The 23,654-nt window shown below is 49.8% G+C and carries 23 protein-coding genes; 21 read left to right on the top strand and 2 right to left on the bottom strand.

Features of this window, described 5'->3' with window-relative positions; genetic code table 11:
- Window positions 1-6 precede the first annotated feature (6 nt).
- From AC5TBW_RS16255 to AC5TBW_RS16220, 8 genes are all read left to right on the top strand, one after another.
- Entirely contained in the window at window positions 7-1,113 is a 1,107-nt protein-coding gene (locus AC5TBW_RS16255) for a serine hydrolase (RefSeq protein WP_495511979.1), read from the top strand.
- 49 nt (window positions 1,114-1,162) lie between these two features.
- Window positions 1,163-1,441, top strand: coding sequence for a peptidylprolyl isomerase (locus AC5TBW_RS16250; RefSeq protein ID WP_280104685.1), 279 nt, complete (start codon window positions 1,163-1,165; stop codon window positions 1,439-1,441).
- An 83-nt stretch (window positions 1,442-1,524) separates the two neighbouring features.
- Window positions 1,525-2,466, top strand: coding sequence for an ABC transporter ATP-binding protein (locus AC5TBW_RS16245; protein ID WP_495509552.1), 942 nt, complete (start codon window positions 1,525-1,527; stop codon window positions 2,464-2,466).
- Window positions 2,463-3,224, top strand: coding sequence for an ABC transporter permease (locus AC5TBW_RS16240; protein ID WP_495509551.1), 762 nt, complete (start codon window positions 2,463-2,465; stop codon window positions 3,222-3,224). The genes AC5TBW_RS16245 and AC5TBW_RS16240 overlap by 4 nt, the downstream gene beginning before the upstream one ends.
- A gap of 33 nt (window positions 3,225-3,257) precedes the next feature.
- Window positions 3,258-4,271, top strand: coding sequence for a nucleoid-associated protein (locus tag AC5TBW_RS16235; RefSeq protein WP_495509550.1), 1,014 nt, complete (start codon window positions 3,258-3,260; stop codon window positions 4,269-4,271).
- A gap of 36 nt (window positions 4,272-4,307) precedes the next feature.
- On the top strand, window positions 4,308-4,772 hold the full coding sequence (locus tag AC5TBW_RS16230) for a tellurite resistance TerB family protein (protein ID WP_495509549.1): 465 nt from the start codon (window positions 4,308-4,310) through the stop codon (window positions 4,770-4,772).
- Entirely contained in the window at window positions 4,765-5,358 is a 594-nt protein-coding gene (locus tag AC5TBW_RS16225) for an exopolysaccharide biosynthesis protein (protein WP_495509548.1), read from the top strand. The genes AC5TBW_RS16230 and AC5TBW_RS16225 overlap by 8 nt, the downstream gene beginning before the upstream one ends.
- 14 nt (window positions 5,359-5,372) lie before the next feature.
- On the top strand, window positions 5,373-5,933 hold the full coding sequence (locus AC5TBW_RS16220; protein WP_495509547.1) for a YqhA family protein: 561 nt from the start codon (window positions 5,373-5,375) through the stop codon (window positions 5,931-5,933).
- A gap of 24 nt (window positions 5,934-5,957) precedes the next feature.
- Here AC5TBW_RS16220 and AC5TBW_RS16215 read toward each other — a convergent pair whose 3' ends face one another.
- Both AC5TBW_RS16215 and AC5TBW_RS16210 read right to left on the bottom strand, forming a co-directional pair.
- A complete protein-coding gene (locus AC5TBW_RS16215; protein ID WP_495509546.1) occupies window positions 5,958-6,965 on the bottom strand; it encodes a serine hydrolase domain-containing protein in 1,008 nt (335 codons plus the stop codon).
- A gap of 430 nt (window positions 6,966-7,395) precedes the next feature.
- Window positions 7,396-7,737 (bottom strand): hypothetical protein, encoded by a 342-nt coding sequence (locus tag AC5TBW_RS16210; protein WP_495509545.1) that lies wholly within the window; start codon window positions 7,735-7,737, stop codon window positions 7,396-7,398.
- Between the two features lie 171 nt (window positions 7,738-7,908).
- Here AC5TBW_RS16210 and AC5TBW_RS16205 point away from each other — a divergent pair, with 171 nt between their 5' ends.
- The 13 genes from AC5TBW_RS16205 (at window position 7,909) to pseG (ending at window position 23,632) form a co-directional block, all read left to right on the top strand.
- A complete protein-coding gene (locus AC5TBW_RS16205) occupies window positions 7,909-9,234 on the top strand; it encodes a UDP-glucose dehydrogenase family protein (RefSeq protein ID WP_495509544.1) in 1,326 nt (441 codons plus the stop codon).
- A gap of 230 nt (window positions 9,235-9,464) precedes the next feature.
- Window positions 9,465-10,820 (top strand): flagellar filament capping protein FliD, encoded by a 1,356-nt coding sequence (gene fliD, locus AC5TBW_RS16200; protein ID WP_495509543.1) that lies wholly within the window; start codon window positions 9,465-9,467, stop codon window positions 10,818-10,820.
- A 159-nt stretch (window positions 10,821-10,979) separates the two neighbouring features.
- Window positions 10,980-12,332, top strand: coding sequence for a flagellar filament capping protein FliD (gene fliD, locus AC5TBW_RS16195; protein WP_280104674.1), 1,353 nt, complete (start codon window positions 10,980-10,982; stop codon window positions 12,330-12,332).
- A gap of 137 nt (window positions 12,333-12,469) precedes the next feature.
- The gene (locus AC5TBW_RS16190) at window positions 12,470-13,339 is read left to right on the top strand and encodes a flagellin N-terminal helical domain-containing protein (RefSeq protein WP_495509542.1); all 870 of its coding nucleotides are present in this window, start codon (window positions 12,470-12,472) and stop codon (window positions 13,337-13,339) included.
- A gap of 289 nt (window positions 13,340-13,628) precedes the next feature.
- Window positions 13,629-15,833, top strand: a complete 2,205-nt coding sequence (locus tag AC5TBW_RS16185) for a glycosyltransferase (RefSeq protein ID WP_495509541.1) — start codon at window positions 13,629-13,631, stop codon at window positions 15,831-15,833.
- Window positions 15,834-15,853: 20 nt separating this feature from the next.
- Window positions 15,854-17,137, top strand: coding sequence for a polysialyltransferase family glycosyltransferase (locus AC5TBW_RS16180; RefSeq protein ID WP_495509540.1), 1,284 nt, complete (start codon window positions 15,854-15,856; stop codon window positions 17,135-17,137).
- Window positions 17,138-18,136, top strand: coding sequence for a UDP-N-acetylglucosamine 4,6-dehydratase (inverting) (gene pseB / locus AC5TBW_RS16175; protein ID WP_495509539.1), 999 nt, complete (start codon window positions 17,138-17,140; stop codon window positions 18,134-18,136).
- Window positions 18,136-19,296 carry a UDP-4-amino-4,6-dideoxy-N-acetyl-beta-L-altrosamine transaminase gene (pseC, locus tag AC5TBW_RS16170; RefSeq protein ID WP_495509538.1) on the top strand — a complete coding sequence of 387 codons (1,161 nt, stop codon included), beginning with the start codon at window positions 18,136-18,138 and terminating at the stop codon, window positions 19,294-19,296. The genes pseB and pseC overlap by 1 nt, the downstream gene beginning before the upstream one ends.
- Window positions 19,293-20,156, top strand: coding sequence for an aldo/keto reductase (locus AC5TBW_RS16165; protein ID WP_495509537.1), 864 nt, complete (start codon window positions 19,293-19,295; stop codon window positions 20,154-20,156). Before pseC ends, AC5TBW_RS16165 begins: the two co-directional genes overlap by 4 nt.
- Window positions 20,153-21,052, top strand: a complete 900-nt coding sequence (locus tag AC5TBW_RS16160; RefSeq protein ID WP_495509536.1) for a Gfo/Idh/MocA family oxidoreductase — start codon at window positions 20,153-20,155, stop codon at window positions 21,050-21,052. Before AC5TBW_RS16165 ends, AC5TBW_RS16160 begins: the two co-directional genes overlap by 4 nt.
- Window positions 21,049-21,804 (top strand): SDR family oxidoreductase, encoded by a 756-nt coding sequence (locus AC5TBW_RS16155; RefSeq protein ID WP_495509535.1) that lies wholly within the window; start codon window positions 21,049-21,051, stop codon window positions 21,802-21,804. The genes AC5TBW_RS16160 and AC5TBW_RS16155 overlap by 4 nt, the downstream gene beginning before the upstream one ends.
- Window positions 21,801-22,499 carry an acylneuraminate cytidylyltransferase family protein gene (locus tag AC5TBW_RS16150; RefSeq protein ID WP_495509534.1) on the top strand — a complete coding sequence of 233 codons (699 nt, stop codon included), beginning with the start codon at window positions 21,801-21,803 and terminating at the stop codon, window positions 22,497-22,499. The genes AC5TBW_RS16155 and AC5TBW_RS16150 overlap by 4 nt, the downstream gene beginning before the upstream one ends.
- Window positions 22,499-23,632: a UDP-2,4-diacetamido-2,4,6-trideoxy-beta-L-altropyranose hydrolase gene (gene pseG, locus AC5TBW_RS16145; RefSeq protein WP_495509533.1), complete on the top strand. Its 1,134-nt coding sequence runs from the start codon at window positions 22,499-22,501 to the stop codon at window positions 23,630-23,632. The genes AC5TBW_RS16150 and pseG overlap by 1 nt, the downstream gene beginning before the upstream one ends.
- The last annotated feature ends 22 nt before the right edge of the window (window positions 23,633-23,654 follow it).

Genomic DNA, 23,654 nt, shown 5'->3' with positions numbered 1-23,654 from the left:
CGTGGGCTGGTGGCCGTCGCGCTGCTTATAGCGCTCCCTGCTCATGCAGATGAGTACGATACAAATTGGTACTATGAAGTCGATAAAAAGAGCGCTTGGCAGGGCGATTTAACCGCTCGCTTGAAGGCCATTGAAGGTGTCTTTGAGGGTCAACTGGGCGTTTATGTACAAAACCTCGCCAGTGGCGAAGCGTTTTCATGGCATGCCCATGACCCTTGGTATTTAGCCTCGCTGATTAAAATACCGGTGGCGGCGCAGGTACTTGCTGAGCGTCAGGCAGGTAACTTGACGTTGGATGAGCGCTTGACCCTGGCTCAAAGCGATTTTGTCGACGGCGCCGGACCTACCAACTGGCATGATCCGGGTACACCCATCTCCATTCGCTACTTGATGGAGCAGATGATTACCGTCAGCGATAACACCGCCACTGATATGCTGATTGACCGTGTGGGGCTGTCGGACGTCAACGCGCGCGCCCGTACCATGATCGCCGCAAGCGGCGGTAACCCCGATGAGCTCGGCCCTATCTCTAAACTGGTCGGCGTACGCCAGGGCGTTTACGGTGAACTTCACCCTGACGCACGAGAACTTGGCGGAATGGATTTTATCGCCCTGCGACAGCATTCGGTGAGCCAGCGCGGGCAGGCGTTAGCGCGCGTGTTAGGCGTTAGTACTGATACTTTCGCCCAGCCTGATTACGACCATGCGTTTGATGCTTACGAAGCCACCGGTGAAAACGTGGGCACCCTAAGCGCCTTTGGCGACCTGCTTGCCAGCCTGCACCCTGCTCGACAAGCAGGTGCCATGGAAGATTTAAATGACGAGCAGCGGCAAACGCTGTTGGCGCTGATGATGCGAACCCGTTCCGGCAAACAGCGTCTTCAGGCGGGTATGGGGAGCGGCATAAGCTTCGCCCACAAAACCGGCACTCAGCAGCGGCGTAGCTGCGATGCCGGTATAGCCGAGCGCACTAACGCGGATATGGCAACACAAGGGCCCTGGGTGATTGTCACCTGTACTCGCGGGTCAGAGGCGGTAAGCGCTCACGAACGCACCTTGGCCCGTGTGGGCGAAGCATTGCGTTATAGCGGAGCCCTGGGTAAGGCGTGGTAAACTACCGCCCCGAATGACCCCTTAGAACATCATTAGTTAGGAGTAACCTATGACACGCGCCAGCGCCCGCCACATTTTGGTCAGCAGTGAAGAGCAGTGCCTAGCACTCAAAGAAGAGATTCAAAATGGCCGCGACTTTGCTGAAGTCGCTAAAGAGCACTCCAGTTGCCCTTCTAGTCGTCAAGGTGGCGATCTCGGCAGTTTTGGCCCCGGTCAAATGGTGCCCGAGTTCGATAAAGTCGTCTTTAACGATGAAGTAGGCCAAGTACACGGCCCGGTGAAAACACAGTTTGGCTACCACCTGCTGGAAGTTACCGAACGCACTTAACTTCTCCTAATCAAACGCTCTTAATTGCGCCTAAAAGGCCGTCAAGCGCCGCGGTCATTTGACCGCGGCGTGAGGAGTACGCCTTGAACGACCCGATTATTACCATTAACGGCCTGAACAAAACCTACGAGGGTGGCTTTCAGGCGTTAACCCATATCGATTTAACCATCCAGCGCGGCGAGATATTTGCCCTGCTTGGCCCCAATGGGGCAGGCAAAACCACGCTGATTAGTGTGGTTTGCGGATTGGTTAATCCCACCGCTGGTCATGTGTTGGTAGACGGGTTCGATAATATTACCCACTACCGCCAAGCCCGCGAGCGCATAGGCCTAGTGCCCCAAGAGCTGACCAACGAAGCGTTTGAAACCGTTTGGAACACCGTTAGTTTCAGCCGCGGCCTGTTTGGCAAAGCGCCCAATCCTGCGCATATCGAAAAAGTGCTCAAATCGCTGGCGCTATGGGATAAGCGCAATAATCGCTTGATGACGCTCTCGGGCGGTATGAAGCGCCGTGTGCTGATCGCCAAAGCGCTCTCCCACGAGCCGCGCATCCTGTTTCTGGATGAACCTACCGCCGGGGTCGATGTTGAGCTGCGCCGGGAAATGTGGGAAGTGGTACGCCAACTGCGTGATAACGGCGTGACCATTATTCTCACCACTCACTACATCGAAGAAGCCGAAGAGATGGCGGATCGTATCGGTGTCATTAATCGGGGTGAGTTAGTGCTGGTGGAAGGGAAAGCCGCGCTGATGAGCAAGCTAGGCAGCAAGCAGCTAACGCTTAACCTGCACACACCGTTAACGGACATGCCTGCCAGCCTTCAGCACTTTGAACTGAGTCTGGCGGCCGAGGGGTATGAGCTGATTTATACCTATGACGGCAGTCAGGAAGAGGATGGTCACGCAATTCCGGCGCTGTTGACCGCGCTTGAGCGAGAGGGTGTCACCTTTAAAGACTTAAATACCCGGCAGAGCTCTCTTGAAGATATTTTCGTCGACTTGGTTAACCCTAAGGAGCGTGCATGAACCTTCACCCCGTTCGCGCCATATATATGGCGGAAATGGCCCGCACGCGTCGCACGCTGCTGCAGAGTATCGTGTCACCGGTTATCTCTACCTCGCTTTACTTTGTGGTATTTGGTGCCGCCATTGGTTCGCGAATCAGTGAGGTCAACGGGGTTAGCTACGGCGCCTTTATTGTGCCGGGGCTGATTATGCTAATGCTGCTCACCCAGAGCGTCTCAAACGCCTCTTTCGGCATCTTCTTTCCGAAATTTTCCGGCAGTATTTACGAGCTGCTGTCGGCGCCTATCTCGCATTTAGAGATTGTGATCGGCTACGTGGGGGCGGCGGCCTCGAAATCGATTCTGCTGGGGCTGATTATTTTGGCGACCTCGGGCTTGTTTGTACCGCTGGAAATCGCCCATCCGTTCTGGATGCTGACCTTCCTGGTGCTGACGGCGGTCACTTTTAGCCTGCTTGGCTTTATCATCGGGATTTGGGCCGATGGCTTCGACCGCCTACAGCTGGTGCCACTGCTGGTCATTACGCCACTGACCTTTTTGGGAGGCAGCTTCTACTCGATTGATATGCTGCCGCCGTTCTGGCAAACCATTACGCTGGCTAACCCTGTTGTGTACTTGGTGAGTGGCTTTCGCTGGAGCTTTTACGGTATCAGCGACGTTAGCCTTGCCGCGAGTGTGGGCATGATTGCGCTATTTCTGGTGGCTTGCCTGGTCGCCATTGGCTGGATTTTCCGTACCGGCTATCGCCTTAAACCCTGATCCTTTTTAAACCCTGGAAGCTAGTAAACCTTTATGCCACTACTGCAAAGTATTGTGCACCGCCTCGACCCAACGCTTGACGGTGAGCGCCTAACCCTAACCGCAGCGCCCCAAACAGAACAGGCGGCTCCCAGCGATGACCCGGTAATGACAAGCTTGGTGGGGGCGCTCAATGACACCTACAACACCAAGCCTAAAGGCTGGGGGCGCTTTGCCGAAGAGGGCGAGCAGGCCGGTCCGTTGGCCATGTGGCTGCGCGACTATTTAGCCGGTGAACAGAGTTTTGCTGAGCTTTCAGTAGCACTGGCCGAACGGCTGGCCAAACAGCTTCAAGAGCAGCTGTCAGTGAGTGGTTACTTAGTGCTCAGCCACCAGCGTCAGGGTGATACCGAAACGCTGCTGATGGCATTGGTTCACCAGCGCGAAGGAATTGGCATTAACGCTGAGCATCACGCGGTGCCCGCTGCCCAGCTCAACACCAGCCAGCTCACTCTGGCGGCGCGCATCAACCTTACCCAGTGGCAGAGCGATGCACCGAATGCCCAGTATGTTTCGTTTCTAAAAGACCGCGGCGGCAAAAAGCTCGCCGAGGGGCTGGTCACACTGCTGGGGATGGAAGAAGGCGTCGATGCCCCGGCCGAAACCCGCACACTGCTGAAAGCGTTTAGCGACTACGTTGAGAAAGAGGATTACGACGACGAGGTGAGTCGTGAAAAAACCGACACGCTGGTGGACTACGCCAACGAACAGCTGCGCCGTGGCGAGCCGATGACACTGGAAGAGCTTTCCGGTCTGGTCAATGAGCAGCAGCCCAAAGCGTTTTACGAGCATATTCGCAACGCCGATTACGGGCTCTCGCCGGAAATTCCTCCCGATAAACGCACCTTGAGCCAGTTCCGCCGCTTTACCGGCCGAGCGGGCGGCGTCTCGATTAGCTTTGATTCTCACCTGTTGGGCTCAAGCATCGAGTACGACGCCGCTCAGGATCGCCTGATTATTAAGCAAGTGCCCAAGCAACTGAGAGAACAGCTTACCAAGAAGGATTAAGGTAATGACGATACTGGAGCTACTGAGGAGCCCTCTATGCTGAATGCCATTAGTGATTTCTTCCAGCGCACCTTGGCGCAACCCGAGCAGCGTGAAAATCAAACGCTTACGCTGGAACTGGCCACCGCTGCACTGTTGTGTGAAATCGTCCGCGCTGATTACGACACTACCGATGAAGAGCTTGCCGCGCTTCGCCTTATGCTTACCGAACGCTACCGACTAAGCGATAGCGATGTAGAAGAGCTAATGACACTGGCCCAGGCGGAAGTGGATGAGGCCGTCGATCACTACCAGTTCGTGAGCCTGATTAAAGAGCACTATAACTACGGCCAGCGCTGTGAGCTGGTCGCACAAATGTGGCAACTGGCCTGGGCCGACGGCAGCGTTGACCCTTTGGAAGAACACCGCATTCGCCGCTTGGCGGATCTGCTGTATGTGAGCCATAGCGATTTTATCCGCACCAAACTGCACGTAGAGGAGCGCAATAACCACGATGCATAACCGCAACGAAGACTCGAATTTAATGGATCTAATTGACTCAATTGAGAACATGAAGCAGGACGCTTCGCGGGTCAGCGTTGACGATGTGGTGCACGCCGTGGGGCGGCGATCATTTGGGCCGCTACTCCTGGTGGCTGGTTTAATTACACTGACGCCTATTATTGGCGATATACCCGGCATGCCAACGCTGATGGCCGCCCTGGTGCTCCTCGTTTCAGTCCAACTACTCGCTGGTCGAGACGCATTCTGGTTACCTGGCTGGCTGTTGAAGCGCTCACTTTCGCGGCAAAAGTTTGATAAGGGCCTTCATTACATGAAAAAGCCCGCTCGCTGGATTGATGGGCTGCTGCGCGTGCGCTTACCGTGGCTGACAGGTTATATAGGGATCCGCGTGACGGCGGTTGTCTGCCTGCTTATCGCCCTTGCCATGCCGCCTATGGAGTTCATTCCCTTTTCGGCTAACGGTGCGGGGCTGGCGCTGACGCTACTGGGGTTAGGCTTGGTTGCCCGTGATGGTATTGCGCTGTTACTAGGATTTGCACTGTTTGCTGCCACTACGGCTTTTATCGCGATGAGTTTGTTCTAACAAAGGTATTTTTCATGTCGGACACTTCACCACCCACGCCCCCTAAATTGCCGGAAAAGCAGGGGGCCTGGGAACGGCGCATCGAAGCAGCGCTGTGGAATTCACGCTTCTTGGTGATGTTGGCGGTCATACCCAGCCTGCTGGGGTCGTTAATGCTGTTTATTGTCGGCACTATGGATATTTTAAAGGTGGTCGCCGATGTTTTTCGTTATTACCTATTTGGCAGTGAGCAGAATATTCACGACAGTTTGGTGCCCGATATCATCATCGCGGTGGATATTTATCTTATCGCCATCGTACTGCTGATCTTTGGCTTAGGCGTCTACAGGCTATTCGTCTCCCGTATTGACCAAGCTGAAGCCAGTAATCTGCGCCACCCGTTTAACGTTGCATCGCTGGATCAGCTTAAAGACAAAATAGCCCGGGTGGTGATTCTAGCGGTGATTATTGAGTTTTTTCGCGCCGTGGTGGATATCCGCTTCGCCACACCGCTGGAGGCCATCTACTTAGCCCTTTCAGTATTGGCCCTGGCGGCCGCGCTTTATTTGATGAGCTTAGGCCACAAAGGCGAGTAAGCAAGCCTGCAATGATTGGCTAAGCTACTGCTCACCGGGTAATAGCAGTCCTTCCACGAGTCGGTTTAACTGTTGCTGGAACTGCCCGCCCGGCGAGGGCGGGTTGGGATCTGAGGTAATCACCACCGTCAGCTCACGCTCGGGAATAACATACAGCGCCTGGCCGCCATAACCACGCCCGTAATAAACCGCTTCCCCTTCTAGCTCTGTGATAAACCAGCCGTAGCCGTATCCATCGCCGGTCCACGGTGATGTGCCACGGGGCTGCCACGACTCTGCCACCCAACCTTCAGGTAGAACACGCTCGTCATTAACCACACCATCATTGCGATACAGTTCGCCTATCTCAATTAACGCCCGCGGCGAAAGCTGCATATCATTGCCGCCAAAATAGATGCCTTGGGGGTCGCGTAGCCAGGGGCGAATGGTGATATTGAGCGGATCACCTAATAAACGCTGGGCAAGGGCATGAGTAGTCTCGCCGCTGGCGTGGGTGAGTGCGGCGGAAAGCAGGTGGCTGGTGCCGGTGGAGTAGAGCATTCGCCCGCCGGGTTCATCGACAAAGGGTCGCGTCAGCGCATCATTGACCCAATTTTTACTGGCCACCCATGCACCGTAGTTGCTGCCTGAAGTACGCTCCAACCCCGCCTGCAGGGCGAGTAGGTGGGCAACGGTAATATCCCTAACTCGCGGATCCATACCGCTAGGTAGGTGCTCGCCAAAGAGCGCTACCATTGGCTGATCAGTCGATTCGATGACGCCTGCCTCAATCGCCGCACCAGTAATCGCCGCCAGCACGGTTTTCGACAGCGACTTAATATTGGCAGGTGACGCCACCCCCGGCCCACCCTGGTGAAGCTCGTGAATAATCTCGCCATCGTAGGCCACTACCACGCTGTGTACGCGTTCAAGCTGGCGGGTTTGCTGGTCTAGCGTCTGGAGTGCATTTGTAGAAGGCTCATTAGCGGCTGAAAAGGCGATAGGAAGCAACGACATAACAGCAAACGAAATAAGCAAAGCAGTAGCGCGCATCGCAACACCTTCGGTATAAGTGGCAAGGGTCCGGGGTTTAGAAGCCAAACAAGTTCCACAACACAAGCCTAGTCACTTTCTATCAGGGAAATGCAACGACATTACGCAAAAGGATAAAAAGCCTGCTAGGATGGGTGTGTTGGGTATTGAGTAAGCAAGCCTTTGATTTCCCTAAAACGCAATAAGCAAGGAGCGCCCTATGCGTAATATTATCTACATTATTGGTCTCATCGTGGTTGTGCTATTCATTCTGTCGATGCTCGGCCTGCGCTAAGCGACATAAATTAGGTTTTTTGAGCTATGTTTTAGAAAAATAGCCTAAAATAATGAACCTAAGCAAAAAACCGCCCGAAGCTCTCGCTTATGGCGGTTTTTTTATGGGCTGCTTTTATGAGCTCTTCTGATCAGCAATGCGTGGCAGCACTAGATGTTAAGCGCAGTCAGCGGCCCCTTGACCAAACATATCGAACATCAACTCACGGCCAAGGCTGGTCAAAACAAAGCGGCCATACTCATTAAAAGAGGCGGCTTCACTGGTTTCCATCACTTGCTGACAGGTAGCCCAGGCAGGTGCTGCCGCGCTGAGCGCCAAAAGTTCACGGCGGGCTAAGCCGCGCTGGGGAAGGGTAATGGTTTCTAACACATGTCCGTTAACGTAGAGCAGTTCAGCGGCAATCGATAAGCATTGGCGAAGGCTACGTTGAACATTTGCAGTAGTCGTAGGCCCATGAGGCGCTTTTAAAGGACGTTCTTTTGTCAGTTCGGGAGGCATTTTATGTTCTCCTGCGGTTAGCACCAAATCGGGCTTGTGCAGCGCATTATAAACCAAGGAGGGTATTAGACCAAGGTCTATAATTAGGCAAAAACCTCCCACTTTCGAACTCATCAACGGTAAGCCAATGTGCTACGCTCGCTGTCACGTATTTTAGCGAGTCAATAAGTCATGCAGATCAGTGTATTCGGAACCGGTTATGTCGGCCTTGTTGCGGGCGCTTGTTTAGCCGATGTGGGGCATCAAGTCACCTGTATGGATGTTAATGCTGAGCGTATCGAACAGCTTAATTCAGGCGACGTGCCGATTTTTGAGCCAGGGCTAAGCACCATTGTTACCCATAACGTAGCAGCAGGGCGTTTACGCTTTACCACCGATGCTGCCCAGGCGGTCGACAATGGCGAGCTATTATTCATCGCCGTAGGAACGCCGCCTGATGAAGATGGCAGTGCCGACCTGCGCTATGTGCTAGAGGTGGCGCGCACCATTGGTCAGCACATGGACAGCTACAAGCTGGTCATTGATAAATCCACCGTGCCGGTGGGCACTGCCGAAAAAGTCCAGGCCGCTATTAGCGAGGTTCTCGAACAGCGCGGTGTAGCACACGCGTTCGACGTTTGCTCAAACCCTGAGTTTATGAAAGAGGGAGCGGCGATTGAAGACTTTACCCGTGGCGCGCGTATTATTGCCGGCACGGAAAGCGAACGGGTAAAAGCGCATATGCAAGAGTGCTATGCCCCCTACAATCGCAACCACGAAAAACTGATGTTTATGAGCGTGCGGGCTGCCGAGCTGACCAAATACGCCGCCAATGCCATGCTCGCCACCAAAATCAGCTTTATGAACGAGATTGCCAATCTTGCTGAACGGCTGGAAGTGGACGTTGAAGATGTGCGTCGTGGCATTGGCAGCGACCCGCGTATTGGCTACCACTTTATCTACCCAGGCTGCGGCTACGGTGGCTCCTGCTTCCCCAAAGATGTACAAGCGTTGGAGCGGGCCGCGCGTCAGTTAGGCTATACGCCGGAACTGCTTAGCGCTGTTGAAGCGGTTAACTTACGCCAAAAGCAGACCCTGTTCACAAAACTGCAAGACAACTTAGGCAATCTAAGCGGTAAAACCATTGCCGTGTGGGGCTTGGCGTTTAAACCTAACACCGATGATATGCGCGAAGCACCTAGCCGCACATTGATGGAAGCACTCTGGCAGGCGGATGCTAAGGTGCAAGCGTTTGACCCAGAAGCCATGGCGGAGTGCCGGCGCATCTATGGCGAGCGCGATGACCTAATGCTGGCAGGCGACCGAATTCAAGCCGTGAAAGGCGCCGATGCCCTGGTGATTTGCACCGAGTGGAAAGAGTTCCGTAGCGTCGACTTCACCTGGCTAGCTGGCCAGTTGGTTGAAAAAGTCGTCATCGATGGGCGTAATTTATACACACCCAGTGCCGTTGAAGAGGCAGGTCTACGTTACATTGGGGTGGGGAGAAAGAGTAATTAGAATATAGCGTTACTGACAATATCTTATTAACGCTTTATACGTGAATTACGGATCGTTACTCTGAATTACGTCTTAATACGAAAAAAATAGTTAAATATTCAAGTTATAGTTCACTTAGTTGTTATATTAAGGTAGTTGTATTAGAAGTAGTGCTAAGCATCGCTCCATTAATAAGCAGTAATAGAAAGCATCAGGCGTAGCAACACGTATTTAAAAAAGGCATTGGTTTTATGGCTTCCATCTCATCACTTGGTATTGGTTCTGGCCTAGATCTCAACGGGCTATTGGATCAGTTACAAGACGCCGAACGCGGTAAACTTGAGCCGATTGCACAACAGGTCCAGTCTGAAAATGCGCAAATATCAGCCTACGGACAGTTGAAGAGCGCGCTTTCCCAATTTCAGAGTTCTGCTGAAGCACTCAACGAAGTGTCTTCATTTGAGAGCCTGACAACCAACGTTGAGGGCAGTGCTGTTAGCGCTGTTAGCAGCAATGAGGCGCAGCCTGGTCAGTACGAAGTGCAGGTTGACCGTTTAGCGACAGCAGGTAGTTTGGTGACTGAGCGCCTGGAAACAGCAGTGGAAAGTATAGTGTCGGGCGAACAGTCTTTGGATTTTACTATCGCTGATGGAAACCTGACGACTATTACTATCCCTGATGGCAGCTCTCTTAAAGATATGCGTGACGCCATCAATGAGCAGAGTGATGGTCGTCTTAATGCCTCGATTATTGATGACGGTGAAGGATATCGTCTTGCTGTAAATGCTACCGATACGGGTGCAGACGCGAGTATCGAAAGCACCAATTTTTCAAACATTCTAGCGGGTGATGCACAAACCTCCGACGTGCAGGTAGTTCAAACGGGCCAGGATGCTGAATTTAACGTCAATGGAATCGATATTGTTAGCCCCACTAATCAAGTGGAAGGTGCTATTCAAGGTGTTACCCTAAATTTAACTGAGGCTGGTGCGACGAGCACAGTGAGTGTTGAGCAGGATAACGAGGCGATGCGAGAGAAAGTCTCTGCATTTGTTGACGACTTCAACACCCTCAAAGATACCATTACTAGTTTAACAGCCTACGATCCAGAGACGGGGCAAGCGGGTGGGTTGAACGCCGATGCGACGACTCGCGCTGTTGAAAGGGAACTGCGTCAAACAATCAGCAGTGTTGTCGGTGGGGATGGCTTTAATGTTTTATCTGATATAGGTATCTCTCTCCAAGTGGATGGCAAGCTAGTTATTGATGAAGATAAATTAGATAGTATTGTTACAAATCAGCCAGATAAAATCGCGAGTTTTTTCGCAGGGAATAGCGAAGAGGGCGGCATGGCAGGTCAAATTACCGCGTCACTTGAGAGCCTTGTCGGGTCAGACGGTCGTCTTGAAAACGCTATCAGTGCATCTGAAAGGCGCGTTGATTCGTTAGAAGACCGTTTCACTACCACTGAAAGCCGTATTGAACAAACCGTAGAGCGTTATCGAACCCAGTTCCAAGCAATGGACGGTATGGTGGCACAAATGAATCAAACCAGCGCCTACTTAACCCAGCAGTTTGCAGCACTGGGACAGCAAAACCAAAGTTAAATAGATAAAAAGCTAAATTAGCTTCATGTGAAATGCCTGGCACAATGTGCTGGGCATTTTTTTGGAATAGCCTAAAAAGTCATAGCCGCTAAAGTTTTCCCCTCCACAGCCGATAATTCCCATAGATACCTTTATCTACTACTTATAAGGAACTGAGTCATGGCTTCGATAACTGCACTTGGTGTGGGTTCTGGTCTGGATCTCTCTGGCTTGGTGGATCAGCTTAAAGCGGCCGAACGCCAAAAGCTTGTACCTATTCTAGAGCAGCAAAGTGCTCAGAAAACCAAAATATCTGCTTATGGGCGCCTAGAATCAGCGATGGATAGGGTGCAAGCCTCTATTGCTGCGCTGAATGAGGCCTCTACGTTTAAGCAGCAAAAAAGCACCGTGACGGGCGATGGCGTATTGGCGACCGCAGGCGAAACCGCGAATGCCGGGCGCTATGAAGTGACCGTTACCCAATTGGCACGCGCAGGCAGCGCTGCTTCTAATAGCGTGGCGCTAGACCAAGAACTAACAGCAGCCGATGCAACGCTGACGCTTAACTTCGGTGCTGGCGCTACGCAAACAAGCTACGACGTTGCTATTTCAGCAGGTAGCACACTGGCTGATGTTCGTGACCAAATCAACGCGGATAAAGAGGCTGGTGTCACTGCTTCTATCGTAAATGATGGCACCGGGTACCGCTTAGCGCTGAGCTCAAAAGAGACGGGCCAAGATGCTTCACTGGAGAGTTTCTCAGGCTTGGCATCGCTGACCATGGATGCAGCCACCCAACGTTCAGGTCAAGACGCCGAGCTGAATGTCAATGGCATTGCTATCACCAGTAAAACCAACCGCGTTGAAGAGGCCATCCAAGGCGTAACGCTTGACCTCACGGCGGTGTCTGGTGATCCCGTTACGCTGTTGATTGAGCGTGATGAAGGGGCGCTGAGAGAGGCGATTGATAATTTTGTAAGCAACTACAACGAAATGAAATCCACCGTTGATCGAATGACGGCATACAACGGTGAAGGCGAAACATCAGGCGAATTAGTGGGCGACCGAACTGTTCGTACGATTGAAGACCGCCTGCGCCGGGATATAACAGACACCCTCGGCACCGGCGATCTTTCACGTCTTTCACAACTGGGCATCGCCATTGATGAAAAGGGGCGATTAAAGGTCGATGAGGATAAGTTGGACGATGCAGTCGCCAACAACCCCGAGGGGCTATCTGCCTTCTTTGCGGGCGAAACCGAAGAAGGTGGCTTTGCAGGGCGCTTAAACGCCACGCTTGAAGCCATCACTGCAGAAGATGGCATTATTCAAAGCTCGGTGAATAGTGCGGAGCAGCGAGTTGACAGCCTGGATGTGCGTAAGCTGCGTATGGAAGCAAGTATTGAGCGAAGCACTGAGCGTTACCGCAAGCAGTTTGGGCAACTGGATGGCTTGATCGCGCAAATGAACTCTATGAGTAGCTACCTCTCCCAGCAGTTCAGCGTGCTGAGTAATATGCAGAATAATAATTAAAATGCTTTACAGTAATTTACATAAAAAAGAGTAATTTTTTCTAAAGAAATCGGTGGGCCTGCCGTTAATTATAATAACGGCGACGCAAGCGCCGCTAAGCAGGCCACATGGCCAGTTAAATTTCGAGGAGCACTCACATGTCTGTAATCAACACTAACATTACTGCCCTGATTGGCCAGAACAACCTGTCCAACTCACAGGCCATGCTAGCTAAAGCGCAAGAGCGTCTATCATCTGGCCTGCGCATTAACAGCGCGTCAGACGATGCTGCTGGCCAAGCCATTGCCAACAAAATGACTGCCCAGATCAAAGGCATGGATCAAGCTAGTCGTAACGCTAGCGACGGTATCTCTTTGGTTCAGACCATGGAAGGTGGCCTTGACCAAATCAACGACAACCTACAGCGTATTCGTGAGCTAGCGGTACAAGGTGCCAACGACACCAATGCTGCAGAAGATCGTGATGCCATCGTAACCGAGATTAACGAGCGGTTAGCTGAAATTGATCGTGTGGCTGAAAGTAACAACTTCAACGGCACAAGCCTGCTAAATGCTAGCGGTAGTCTGAGTATTCAGGTGGGCTCCAATACTACTGACCAAGATGTTATTGCTGTAAAAACCGTTGATGCGACTGGCGCAGGTCTGGCACTAGACGGAGCTAGCGGTGGTGTAGTTACTGCTGGTGCTGACAGTTTAGTGTTTGCTGCTGTGAGTGGTAGCGAACATACTAGCTTCCAAAGCCTAGTTGATGCGGTTGATACTGCAACTGAAACGCTAGATACCAATCGCGCAACTCTAGGTGCTACGCTTAACCGCTTTGATTCGGTAATCGATAATCTGGCGACCACGTCTACGAACCTTTCTGAAGCCCGTTCGCGTATCGAAGATGCCGACTACGCGGTGGAAGTGTCTAACATGACGCGCGCTAACATTCTCCAGCAGGCTGGCACTTCCATGCTGGCACAGGCTAACCAGACGCCGCAGTCTGTACTGTCTCTGTTGGGCTAATACCTTAGTTGGTAATATGTTGAAAGAAAGTAATAACGGGGCCAATAGGCCCCGTTTTTTTGCTTGCTTCAACACCTGAGCGGTACTGATTGCTAGAACATCTACTTAAATACATGCGCATTCGCGCCTTTGCCCACAGCTCTGCCAAGGTAAGCTAGGTACATTGCCACTTCTCTGTGTGAGCCGCTTCATGGTTAAGAACTCTTCTTCATCTGCTACTCAAAAACGCAAACCCCGAATATTATGGGCTAACCCATTCTGCTTGCTAGATTCCTCTAGCGGGGCCAGCATGACTGTGCGGCAAATGTTATTGCAGTTGGTAGCTCATGGCTATGATGTCAAAGTGCTTGGTGCGACCGTATTCGATAACCCAAAGGGAATGAGAGAACTAAAAGAGCAATTTCAAGACCTTAGTGCCCACCTGCACCAATTGATCGAAGCCCAGGACGGCCCACTAACCCACCAATTGGTGGTCAGTTATAGCCACAACCGTAACCACTTTACGACTCATGAAGAAGGGCTTTGGTACAATCAGTACCTCTATATGCTGGATTCATTTAAGCCTGATATTGTGTGGTTTTACGGCGGCCAAACCCTAGATATGTTAATTGCCGACGAGGCACGTGATCGAGGTCTTCAGGTCGCCTTCTACTTGGCTAATGGCAGCTACAAAGCACCACGCTGGTGCCGTGATGTGAATCTGATTCTAACTGACAGCCAGGCAACGGCGGATATGTACCGTAAAACGGTAGGATATGCGGCTAAGCCAGTGGGCAAGTTCATTGCTTCAGAAAGCTTTGTCGCGGAGGAGCATGAACGTCAACGCCTATTATTTGTTAACCCTAGTTGGCAAAAAGGCGCGAGCATATTTGTGCAGCTAGCCGAAAAGCTGGAGCGAGAAAGGCCTGATATTGAGTTAGAAGTAGTTGAGGCGCGGGCCGACTGGTCGGCTGTACTGCGGGAAACCACCCAGAAAATGGGTAAACTGCGTAATTCATTGAGCAATGTGACCGTTACTGCAAACACAAGTGATATGCGCGTCCCTTATGGCCGAGCCCGTGTGATAGTGGCACCTAGCCTCTGGTGGGAAAGTTCGGGACGTGTATTGGCAGAGGCCATGCTTAACGGCATCCCAGCACTAATTACCAACCGCGGTGGTATGCCAGAAATGGTTGGCAACGCCGGTATCGCCTTTGACTTCCCAGTCGTCTGTTATGAAGAACCCTACCAGCAGCTGCTCAGCGACGATGAGCTTCAGCCGCTTATTGATGCCGTCATCCGCTTTTTTGATGATGAAGATGTTTACCAGGAATATGTCGCTCGCGCCTTGCAGGTAGGTAAAGATAATCACCACATCAATCGCGCTACAGATCGATTGCTTGCCGCATTAGCACCTTTGGCGGGGTTACGCGCTGGCAATAAAGACTTCGCTATTAATCAGAAAAAACGCCACCGTCAGCGCTTAGCCAGCCGGGCTACCAAGCCAGAGTTTAAAGTCGATAACTCCCTTCAGCAGTTGATTAGTGCTAAACCTGGCGTTAAAGAAAGGTATGAGTCACAGACTGATCGTTTGTGGCTTACGGATGGTTTTACCTGGCAAATCAGAGGTAAAATCATGGTGCTCGACAACCGTGCCAGCCTGATCAAAAGTGGCCTTGCCGACCAAATGGCGTCTACAGAAGCTTTTGGCATTGTCGCTTTTGACCCCGCCAGTGAAATAAAGGATGCTAAGCAGTACGAAGGCAGCGACTATATTCAGTTATTCCAGCACGCTTTATTAGGCGATGGCAAGGCAACAACGCTGCACGCCTGTGTCACCCCGGAAATGACTAGCACGTTGACGCCCCTACCGGCTGAAAAGCTACCCAAACGTCACCATCTGGGCGCAAAGCCTTTGGCAGAAATACCTATTAATACCGTGGCGCTGGACAGTATTGATGGTCTAGGGAATCTCGACTGGTTGATTCTCGACGAGCTAAGCGATGCGATGGCCGTGCTTGAGTATGGTAAAAAGTCGCTAACAGACACGTTGCTAATTCAGGCACGCGTTGCCTTTCAACTTACTCATGAAAAGCAGCCCAACTTGGCAGAGCTACAGCACTGGGCTAGTCGCAATGGCTTCCGCTTCTACCGCTTCCATAACATTAGTCACTACAGCCATTTGCCAGAAAAGCTAAGCACCCAAACAGCCTGCGCCACTGAGCAGGAGAGCGGCGATGTTCTCTTCCTCCCTAGTCACGAGCGCATGGCTAATCTAAGCGAGAAAGAAAGGTTGAAGCTAGCCTTTATTCTGAGCGCATGCTTCGCAGCGCATGACATGGCTTTTGATTTGATAGCAGATTTTAGCCAGGATAAAGCGTTAGAGTTTCTTGAAGCTCAGAAGCTACTTCCTCCTGCAGTTGAAAAAAATAATAATGAATCAAATTCACATTTTTCTGCAAATGAAACCGCCTTCTTGGGTCGGGACGATAATCTTTTTGAATTGCTTAATTAATATTCTAGAGGCGCAGGGCTATGTTCGCTTATGAAAAGTTTGATGTGTACAACGAAATTGTTTCTAGCCTGCCTGATGACTACGAATTAACCTATTCTCCGCTGATAAGGGAAGGATTTCAGTTTTGTCTTCGGGAAGTAAAACGAAAAGATACGGCAATTTCCAAAGGAGGTCTAAAGCTTACTGGTGCGGGCCTTAATGGCTATCCAGAAAAAAGAAATATAAGCAGAGTGGGTTATTTTTTTGATGAAGGTTTTTTGAAAAACATCATTGAAGGATTTAAGAGCAATGGAGTAGAAGTGAAGAAATTAGAGCTTCTCTCCGCACAATCTAGAAGAGTATTAAGTAATAAGCAAAAGGAAGAAATCGAGTTTTTCGATTCCAAACTTCAAGAGGTCTTTGGTACCAGCATCCGCTCTAGTTTAGAAGAGAGGTTCTATTTGATGAATGGAATGGTGGCTAAATATTATAATCTTTTGAAGAGCTCGGATATCGATGCCCTAGTTTTTAGAGTTTACTATGGTTTGTACTATTTTCCTATTATTCTTGCTTGTAAGATGCTCGGTATTACTGTTATCGATATTCAGCATGGTATCAATGGCTTTAAGCACCCCTGCTACTCGAAGTTTAAGAAAAGCGAGATTGGCAGTCCGTTACTTCCAGATGTTTTTTGGACGTGGAGTAATATGGCAACCAAAATGTTGACAAAAGACAGCTGTATTGAGGAAGGGGCTAGTATTATAGAAGGTGGAAACCCGGTTTTTTCGGCACCTAGTATAGCTACTTTTAACAAGGGCGAGGCACTTACATCTGGAAAGGGAAATCGAATCCTTTATACCCACCAGCCGAAATCAAAAGGGATCCCTGTTCCAGTTGATGAAATTAAATTTATTTATAAGATGAAAGGGCAGAAAGTTATTATAAGGCCTCATCCTCTTCATGTAGAGGAAGCAAAAGAGGTTCAGTCAATGTTGAAAAAAGAAGGCGTAAAATCTAAGATTGAAAACTCTCTTAAAGTGCCAATTCATGATTCGCTTGCTCAAGCTAGTATCCACGTTACCTACTCATCTACTTGTGCTTTAGATGCTCTAAATTTTGGTATACCGTCGGTTTATTGCTCTGATTATATTGGAGAAGTTGAGAAGGAATTTGCTACAGGCCTGCTTTTTAGAATTGGTGAAATTAAAATCGGAGATATGGTGCGAGTGCCTGGAAAATCAATAAATTACAGTTTAGGGTCTAGTGAGAAAATTGCCGAGGCTATCTCTCAAATATTATCCAAAGCTACGCGAGTGGAATCTTAAGTGTTCAATGATCAAACAATTCTCATAACTGGCGGCACTGGTTCCTTCGGCCATACGTTTATCCCTATGCTTTTAGCACGCTACAACCCCAAAAAGGTTATCATTTTTTCTCGTGATGAAATGAAGCAGTGGGAGATGGCTAAACTTTTTGAAGGTGATTCCCGCATACGTTTTTTTATTGGTGATGTGCGCGATCGTGACCGCCTTTACCGTGCTTTGGATGGCGTGGACTACGTTGTCCACGCAGCCGCAACGAAGATAGTGCCAACCGCTGAGTACAACCCCTTTGAGTGCATTAAAACTAATGTACTGGGTGCGATGAACCTAGTGGATGCCTGCATCGATAAAGGGGTAAAAAAATTGGTGGCGCTATCTACGGATAAAGCCAGCAGCCCGATCAATCTCTATGGCGCGACCAAGCTAACGTCAGACAAGCTGTTTGTCGCAGGCAACCATTATGCAGGTCATAACCCAACACGCTTTTCAGTAGTGCGTTATGGTAACGTAATGGGTTCGCGCGGGTCAGTGATACCTTTTTTTATGTCGATTAAAGATAAAGGCACCTTACCTATCACTGATGACCGTATGACGCGCTTTATGATCTCTTTGGAAGAAGGTGTTGAACTGGTTTGGCATGCATTTGAAGATATGGAAGGTGGCGAAATTTACGTCAAGAAAATTCCATCAATGAAAGTTACCGAGTTAGCACGTGTGGTCGCGCCTGAAGCCAAACAAGAAATCGTTGGTATTCGTCCTGGTGAAAAATTGCATGAGCAAATGATTAGCGCAGAAGATGCTTATTACACTTATGAGTATCCTGAGCACTATAAGATACTGCCACAAATTAATAGTTGGGATAAAGACGCCAATCGAATCAAAGATGGTAAAAAAGTGCCAGATCACTTTGTTTACTCAAGTGATAACAATAAGGAATGGATGACACATGACGAGTTGCAGGCTTGGATAGATCAAAATCGAGGGAAGATTGGGGCGATCTAATGATCCCATACGGTAAGCAGGAAATTACTCAAGCCGATATTGATTCTGTGCTTGATGTTCTTAAGTCAGATTTTCTAACGCAAGGCCCAAAAGTACCCGCCTTCGAGCTTAAGGTAGCCGCTCATGTGGGGGCTAAACACGCCTTAGCCGTGAACAGCGCAACCTCTGCGCTCCACATTGCATGCAAAGCACTGTGCCTGGGGCCGGGCGATTGGTTGTGGACAACACCAATTACTTTCGTGGCCTCTGCCAACTGTGGTTTGTATTGCGGTGCTCAAGTTGATTTCGTGGATATCGATCCGAAAACCTACAACCTGTGTCCGCAGGCCCTTGAAGTAAAGCTGGAAGAAGCCAAGCAGCAAAATCGCCTACCGAAAGTGCTGGTGGCCGTTCACCTTTGCGGCCAGCCCTGCGATATGGAGGCGATCTATAACCTGAGCCAACGGTTTGGCTTCCGCATAGTTGAAGATGCTTCCCACGCCATTGGCGGCAAGTACATGGGCGAATTTATAGGCAGTGGCCGTTACAGCGATATTACTGTGTTCAGCTTCCACCCGGTAAAGATCATCACTACAGCTGAAGGTGGCATGGCGCTGACCAATGATGACGAGCTAGCCAGCCGCATGAACCTATTGCGTAGCCACGGTGTTACCCGTGATCAGAGCTTAATGACACATGAGCCGGACGGGCCTTGGTATTACCAACAGGTGGAGTTGGGCTATAACTATCGTATGACCGAGCTGCAGGCTGCGTTGGGTATCAGTCAGATGAACCGGCTGGATGCGTTTGTCGCCCGCCGTCATGAGCTAGCCAAACGTTATGGTGAGCTCTTAAAAGGCTTACCCGTAACAATACCGTGGCAGCACCCAGACAGTTTTTCTGGACTGCATTTGTATGTGATTCGCCTGCAGCTGGACGCAATCACCAACACCCATCGTCAGGTATTTGAGTCTTTGAGAGAGCAGGGTATAGGCGTGAACCTGCACTATATTCCCGTTCATACCCAGCCGTATTACCAAAATATGGGGTTCGAGCCGCAAGAGTTCCCGCAAGCGATGCAGTATTACCGGGAAGCGATCAGCTTACCGATGTTTCAGGGGCTGACGGATGAGCATCAGGACGACGTGGTTGTTAAGTTGAATAAGGCCTTTGCATCATGAAGCTCGCTCTAGGGACCGCTCAGTTCGGCATGGATTACGGGGTTGCCAATAAAGAGGGGCGAGTGCCCTTGTCCGTGGTTGAAAATATCCTGTCAGCCGCCAAAAGCCATAATATTAATACGTTGGATACGGCCGCTGCTTACGGTAACAGTGAGCAGACATTGGGAACCGTTGGAGTTGATGGCTTCAACATTGTTTCTAAACTACCGCCTCAAATTTCAGAGCATTCAGACGCTCGCTCTTCGGTTATAGAGTCGCTTGAAAGCTCACTTAATAACCTCGGTGTGAATACGTTGTATGGCTTTCTTTTACATCGACCGTTGGAGCTTTTGAGCTCGGATGGGGGTAAGATTTTTGAGGCTCTCCAGGCCTTAAAGGAACGAGGTTTAATTAAAAAGTTGGGTGTATCGGTGTACGGGCCGGAAGACCTCAGTAAGTTATATCCACATTACGAATTTGATCTTGTTCAGGCCCCAATGAACTTGTTAGATCGCCGCATGATTGAGTCTGGCTGGTTGACAAGACTGAAGCAAGAGGGGACAGAAATTCATATTCGATCCGCTTTTTTGCAGGGTCTGCTTCTGTTGCCAGCTTCCGATAGGCCTGCATATTTTAAACCCTGGAGTCCTCTATTTGAGCGTTTCGATGGCTGGCTAAAGTCCAGCGAGTTACTGCCACTGGAAGCTTGCTTGGGCTTTCTGAATAATCAGCCTGAAGTCGACAAAATAGTGGTTGGTATAGACTCTGTTAAGCAATTGTTAGAAGTAGTCAATGCTGCGAACACAAAAATACCTGAAGCTCCAGAAAGTCTTCAATCTGGAGAGCAAGCCTTAATTAATCCGGCACTTTGGACGTTATGAGACTCAAACTCGGCGTTATCGGTTTGTCCGAGGGAAATGGTCACCCATATTCATGGAGTGCGATTTTTAACGGATATAACCAGGAGGCGATGGAACATTGCGGTTTCCCTGTGATTCCCAGGTATCTTGAACAACAGAAGTGGCCAGAAAGCCGTATTCCTGATGCAGAAGTGGTATCTGTTTGGACTCAAAATTATGAATTATCAGAACAAATCTCAAGATCCAGCTTGGTTGAAACGGTTGTGAAAAAGCCACAAGATATGTTGAAACAAGTCGACGCATTATTGCTGGCAAGAGATGACGCAGAGAAACACCTGAAATACGCAGAGCCATTTCTCAAAGCGGGAATTCCCATCTATATTGATAAGCCAATTGCACTATCACTTGAGGATCTCGAAAAACTTTATGCCTTAGAGCGATACCGCGGTCAGATATTTTCCTGCTCAGCGCTAAGGTACAGTGATGAATTGAAATTGAAAGAGGAAGATAGGGTTAAGTTAGGAGAGATCCGCCAGATTATTGCTTGTACCCCGAAGTCCTGGGAAAAGTACGCCGTACACATCATCGAGCCTGTACTGAAAATGCTTCCAGCTGGAGATTCACCAAAAGGCTTTTCGAAAATATCTGGCAGATCAACAGCTGGTTCAGGCAGCCTTTCTGTCACTTGGAAAAGTGGTATCCAAACCAGCTTTTTCGCAACCGGTGATGCTGTGACGCCGATTTTTATTCGCGTTTTTGGCACTCATGGCTGGAAAGAGCTTCTCTTCACAGATTCGTTCTCTGCGTTTAAAAAGACTTTAGAAACTTTCATAGCTGGTATCCGAAATTGCACCACAGAGACACCAAAAATTTTTAATTCTAGAGTCGTTCAAATATTGGAAGAAGGCAGGAAATGACAGAGACAATATTGATAACCGGAGGCACAGGGAAATTTGGGCGTAGGTTTGTTTCCCACTTTGCGAATAAAGGATGGCAAGTCGTTTTTACTTCCACCGATCAGGGGCGGGCGGAAGAATTCATAGCTGAAGCGCAGTTGCTCGATAACGTTTTTGCAATTGAGTCTGACCTCATGGAAGAAGGTGCGGCTCTCTGTCTGGTTCAGAAAGTTCATGAAGCAGGCTTTTTTGTGAACCATTTAGTGAATAATGCTCGCAGCCTTTCATCTCTGAGAACGAACGATCACGGTCAGACTGAGCGAGAGGATTTTCAGGCTGAGCATCTCATGGACGTAGTCGTCCCATACGAGTTGTCTATGGCACTGTATAACTCCCAAGCAGATCAGCTGCGGACAGTTACGAATATAGGCTCGCAGTATGGCATTGTTGCTGCAAACCCTCACCTGTATGACGAATATCCTAAACAATCCCCGATCCAATACGGCGTTGCAAAAGCAGCGCTGGTTCATTTAACAAAGGAATTAGCCGTTCGTTTGGCGGATAAGCACGTGCGAGTGAATTGTGTTGCTTACGGGGGGGTTGAAGGACGCGTAGACTCAGCCTTCAAGCAACGTTATGCAGACCTGACCCCAGCCCGCAGGATGTTGACTGAATCGGAACTAGTTGGGCCCTTGGAGGCACTTGTTCAGGATAGCAGCAGTGCAATCACCGGCCAGACCCTCGTCGCTGATGGAGGTTGGTCTCTGTGGTGAGCAAAGATATTGCCATTATACCGGCTCGCGGTGGCTCAAAGCGCATTCCTGATAAGAACACAATCAATTTTCAGGGCAAACCAATGATCGCATGGACAATTGAAGCTGCCCTAGAGTCAAAGTGTTTTGATAGAGTGCTAGTTTCTACAGATGATGAAAAAATTGCCAAAGTCGCCATTGAGTATGGCGCAGAAGTTCCTTTTTTAAGAACCAGCCATGCTGACGATTACTCTCCAGTCAGTGAGGCCACAAGCGCTGCGCTGAAACAGGCAGAGAGTTATTGGAAAGAGGACTACAACCTCGTAGTACAGTTGATGGCAAACTGTCCTCTGCGTTCAGCGGCTGATGTGAGGCAAGCTGTTGAGCGATTCACTACCAACAACCGCGATTTTCAGATTAGTTGTTTTAAGTATGGATGGATGAATCCTTGGTGGGCCGTAAAGCTTGATTACTACGGTCAGCCAGAAAGGCTCTTCCCTGAAACTGCTGCAAAACGTTCTCAAGACTTGCCAGAGCTTTATTGCCCTACCGGTGCCATCTGGATAACCAAAGGTAAGAACCTGATGGGTAGCCAAACCTACTATGGGCCAAATCATGTCTTCGAGCCGTTACCTTGGACAAGCGCCGTTGATATTGATGACTACGATGACCTGATCTTTGCTAAAGCCGTTTTTAATCAAGTTGCTGACCAGTAATGCTCTATCAATCATTAACTGTTGCCTTCCGTGCTGATGCCTCTATCCAGATCGGCACTGGCCATGTCATGCGTTGCCTAACTCTGGCTGAAGAACTGCGTCGACAGGGCCATCAGTGCCTGTTTATTTGCCGAAACCATGAAGGCCATCTAGCAGGTTTGATTACTGAAAAGGGTTTTGATCTTCATCTGATGCAGTCACCAGCCCAATTGGAAACGTTGGCAAAAGATGAACCAACGCTTGCCCATTCCAGTTGGCTGGGCGTTCCATGGGAAACCGATGCCAAGCAAACGCTTGAAGTGCTAGCCCGAAACAACACTGATTGGCTGATTGTTGACCATTACGCGCTCGATGCTCCATGGGAACGTACACTGGCCGAAGCAGTTGGGCAGATTATGGTGATTGATGACTTAGCAGACCGGGAGCATGAATGTTCGATATTACTGGATCAAAATCTGGGTCGAGAATCTGCAGATTACGAAGCACTGGTTCATCCAGCCTGTACAAAACTGATCGGTCCACTGTATGCGCTACTTCGTCCCGAATTTGCAGAGCTTAGGCCATCCAGTCTTGAGCGCAGGTGCACACCGGAGCTCAAGCGCATTCTGATATCTTTAGGCGGCGTTGACCGTACCAATGTTACGGGTGAGGTGCTAGAGGCGCTTTCAAATAGCACTCTTCCAGCAGAGACCGAGTTGGACATTGTGATGGGTGGGTCTGCTCCTCATCTTGAAGTGATAAAAAAACAGGCTTTGGAACTTCATTTTCAGGCAACGGTGAGTGTTGGCGTTAATGATATGGCAGAGCGGATGTGTTTGGCAGATATTGCTTTTGGTGCAGCAGGTAGTACGTCATGGGAGCGCTGTTGTCTGGGGCTGCCAGCTATTGTTTTAGTGCTGGCCGATAACCAAAAGCACTCGGCCGAATCTCTAAGTATGCATGGGGTTGCTGTGATAGCTAAAACGGCTGAAGACATAAGAAATGTAATTGCGCGGTTTACAAATGAAGCTAAGTTGTTATGTGACCTTTCTTCTATGTCGAATGCTGCAAAAGAACTGGTCGATGGTGATGGCTGCAGGCGAGTATCAATAAGTATAGCGGGATTGGTGCCACGGAAGGAGACTACTAGCTGATCTGGAAAAACCAAAAGGAGAT

This window comes from Vreelandella sp. ssv, assembly GCF_059448525.1.
Note: the sequence above shows the minus strand (reverse complement) of the source record. Positions and strands in the feature narration are given on the sequence as shown.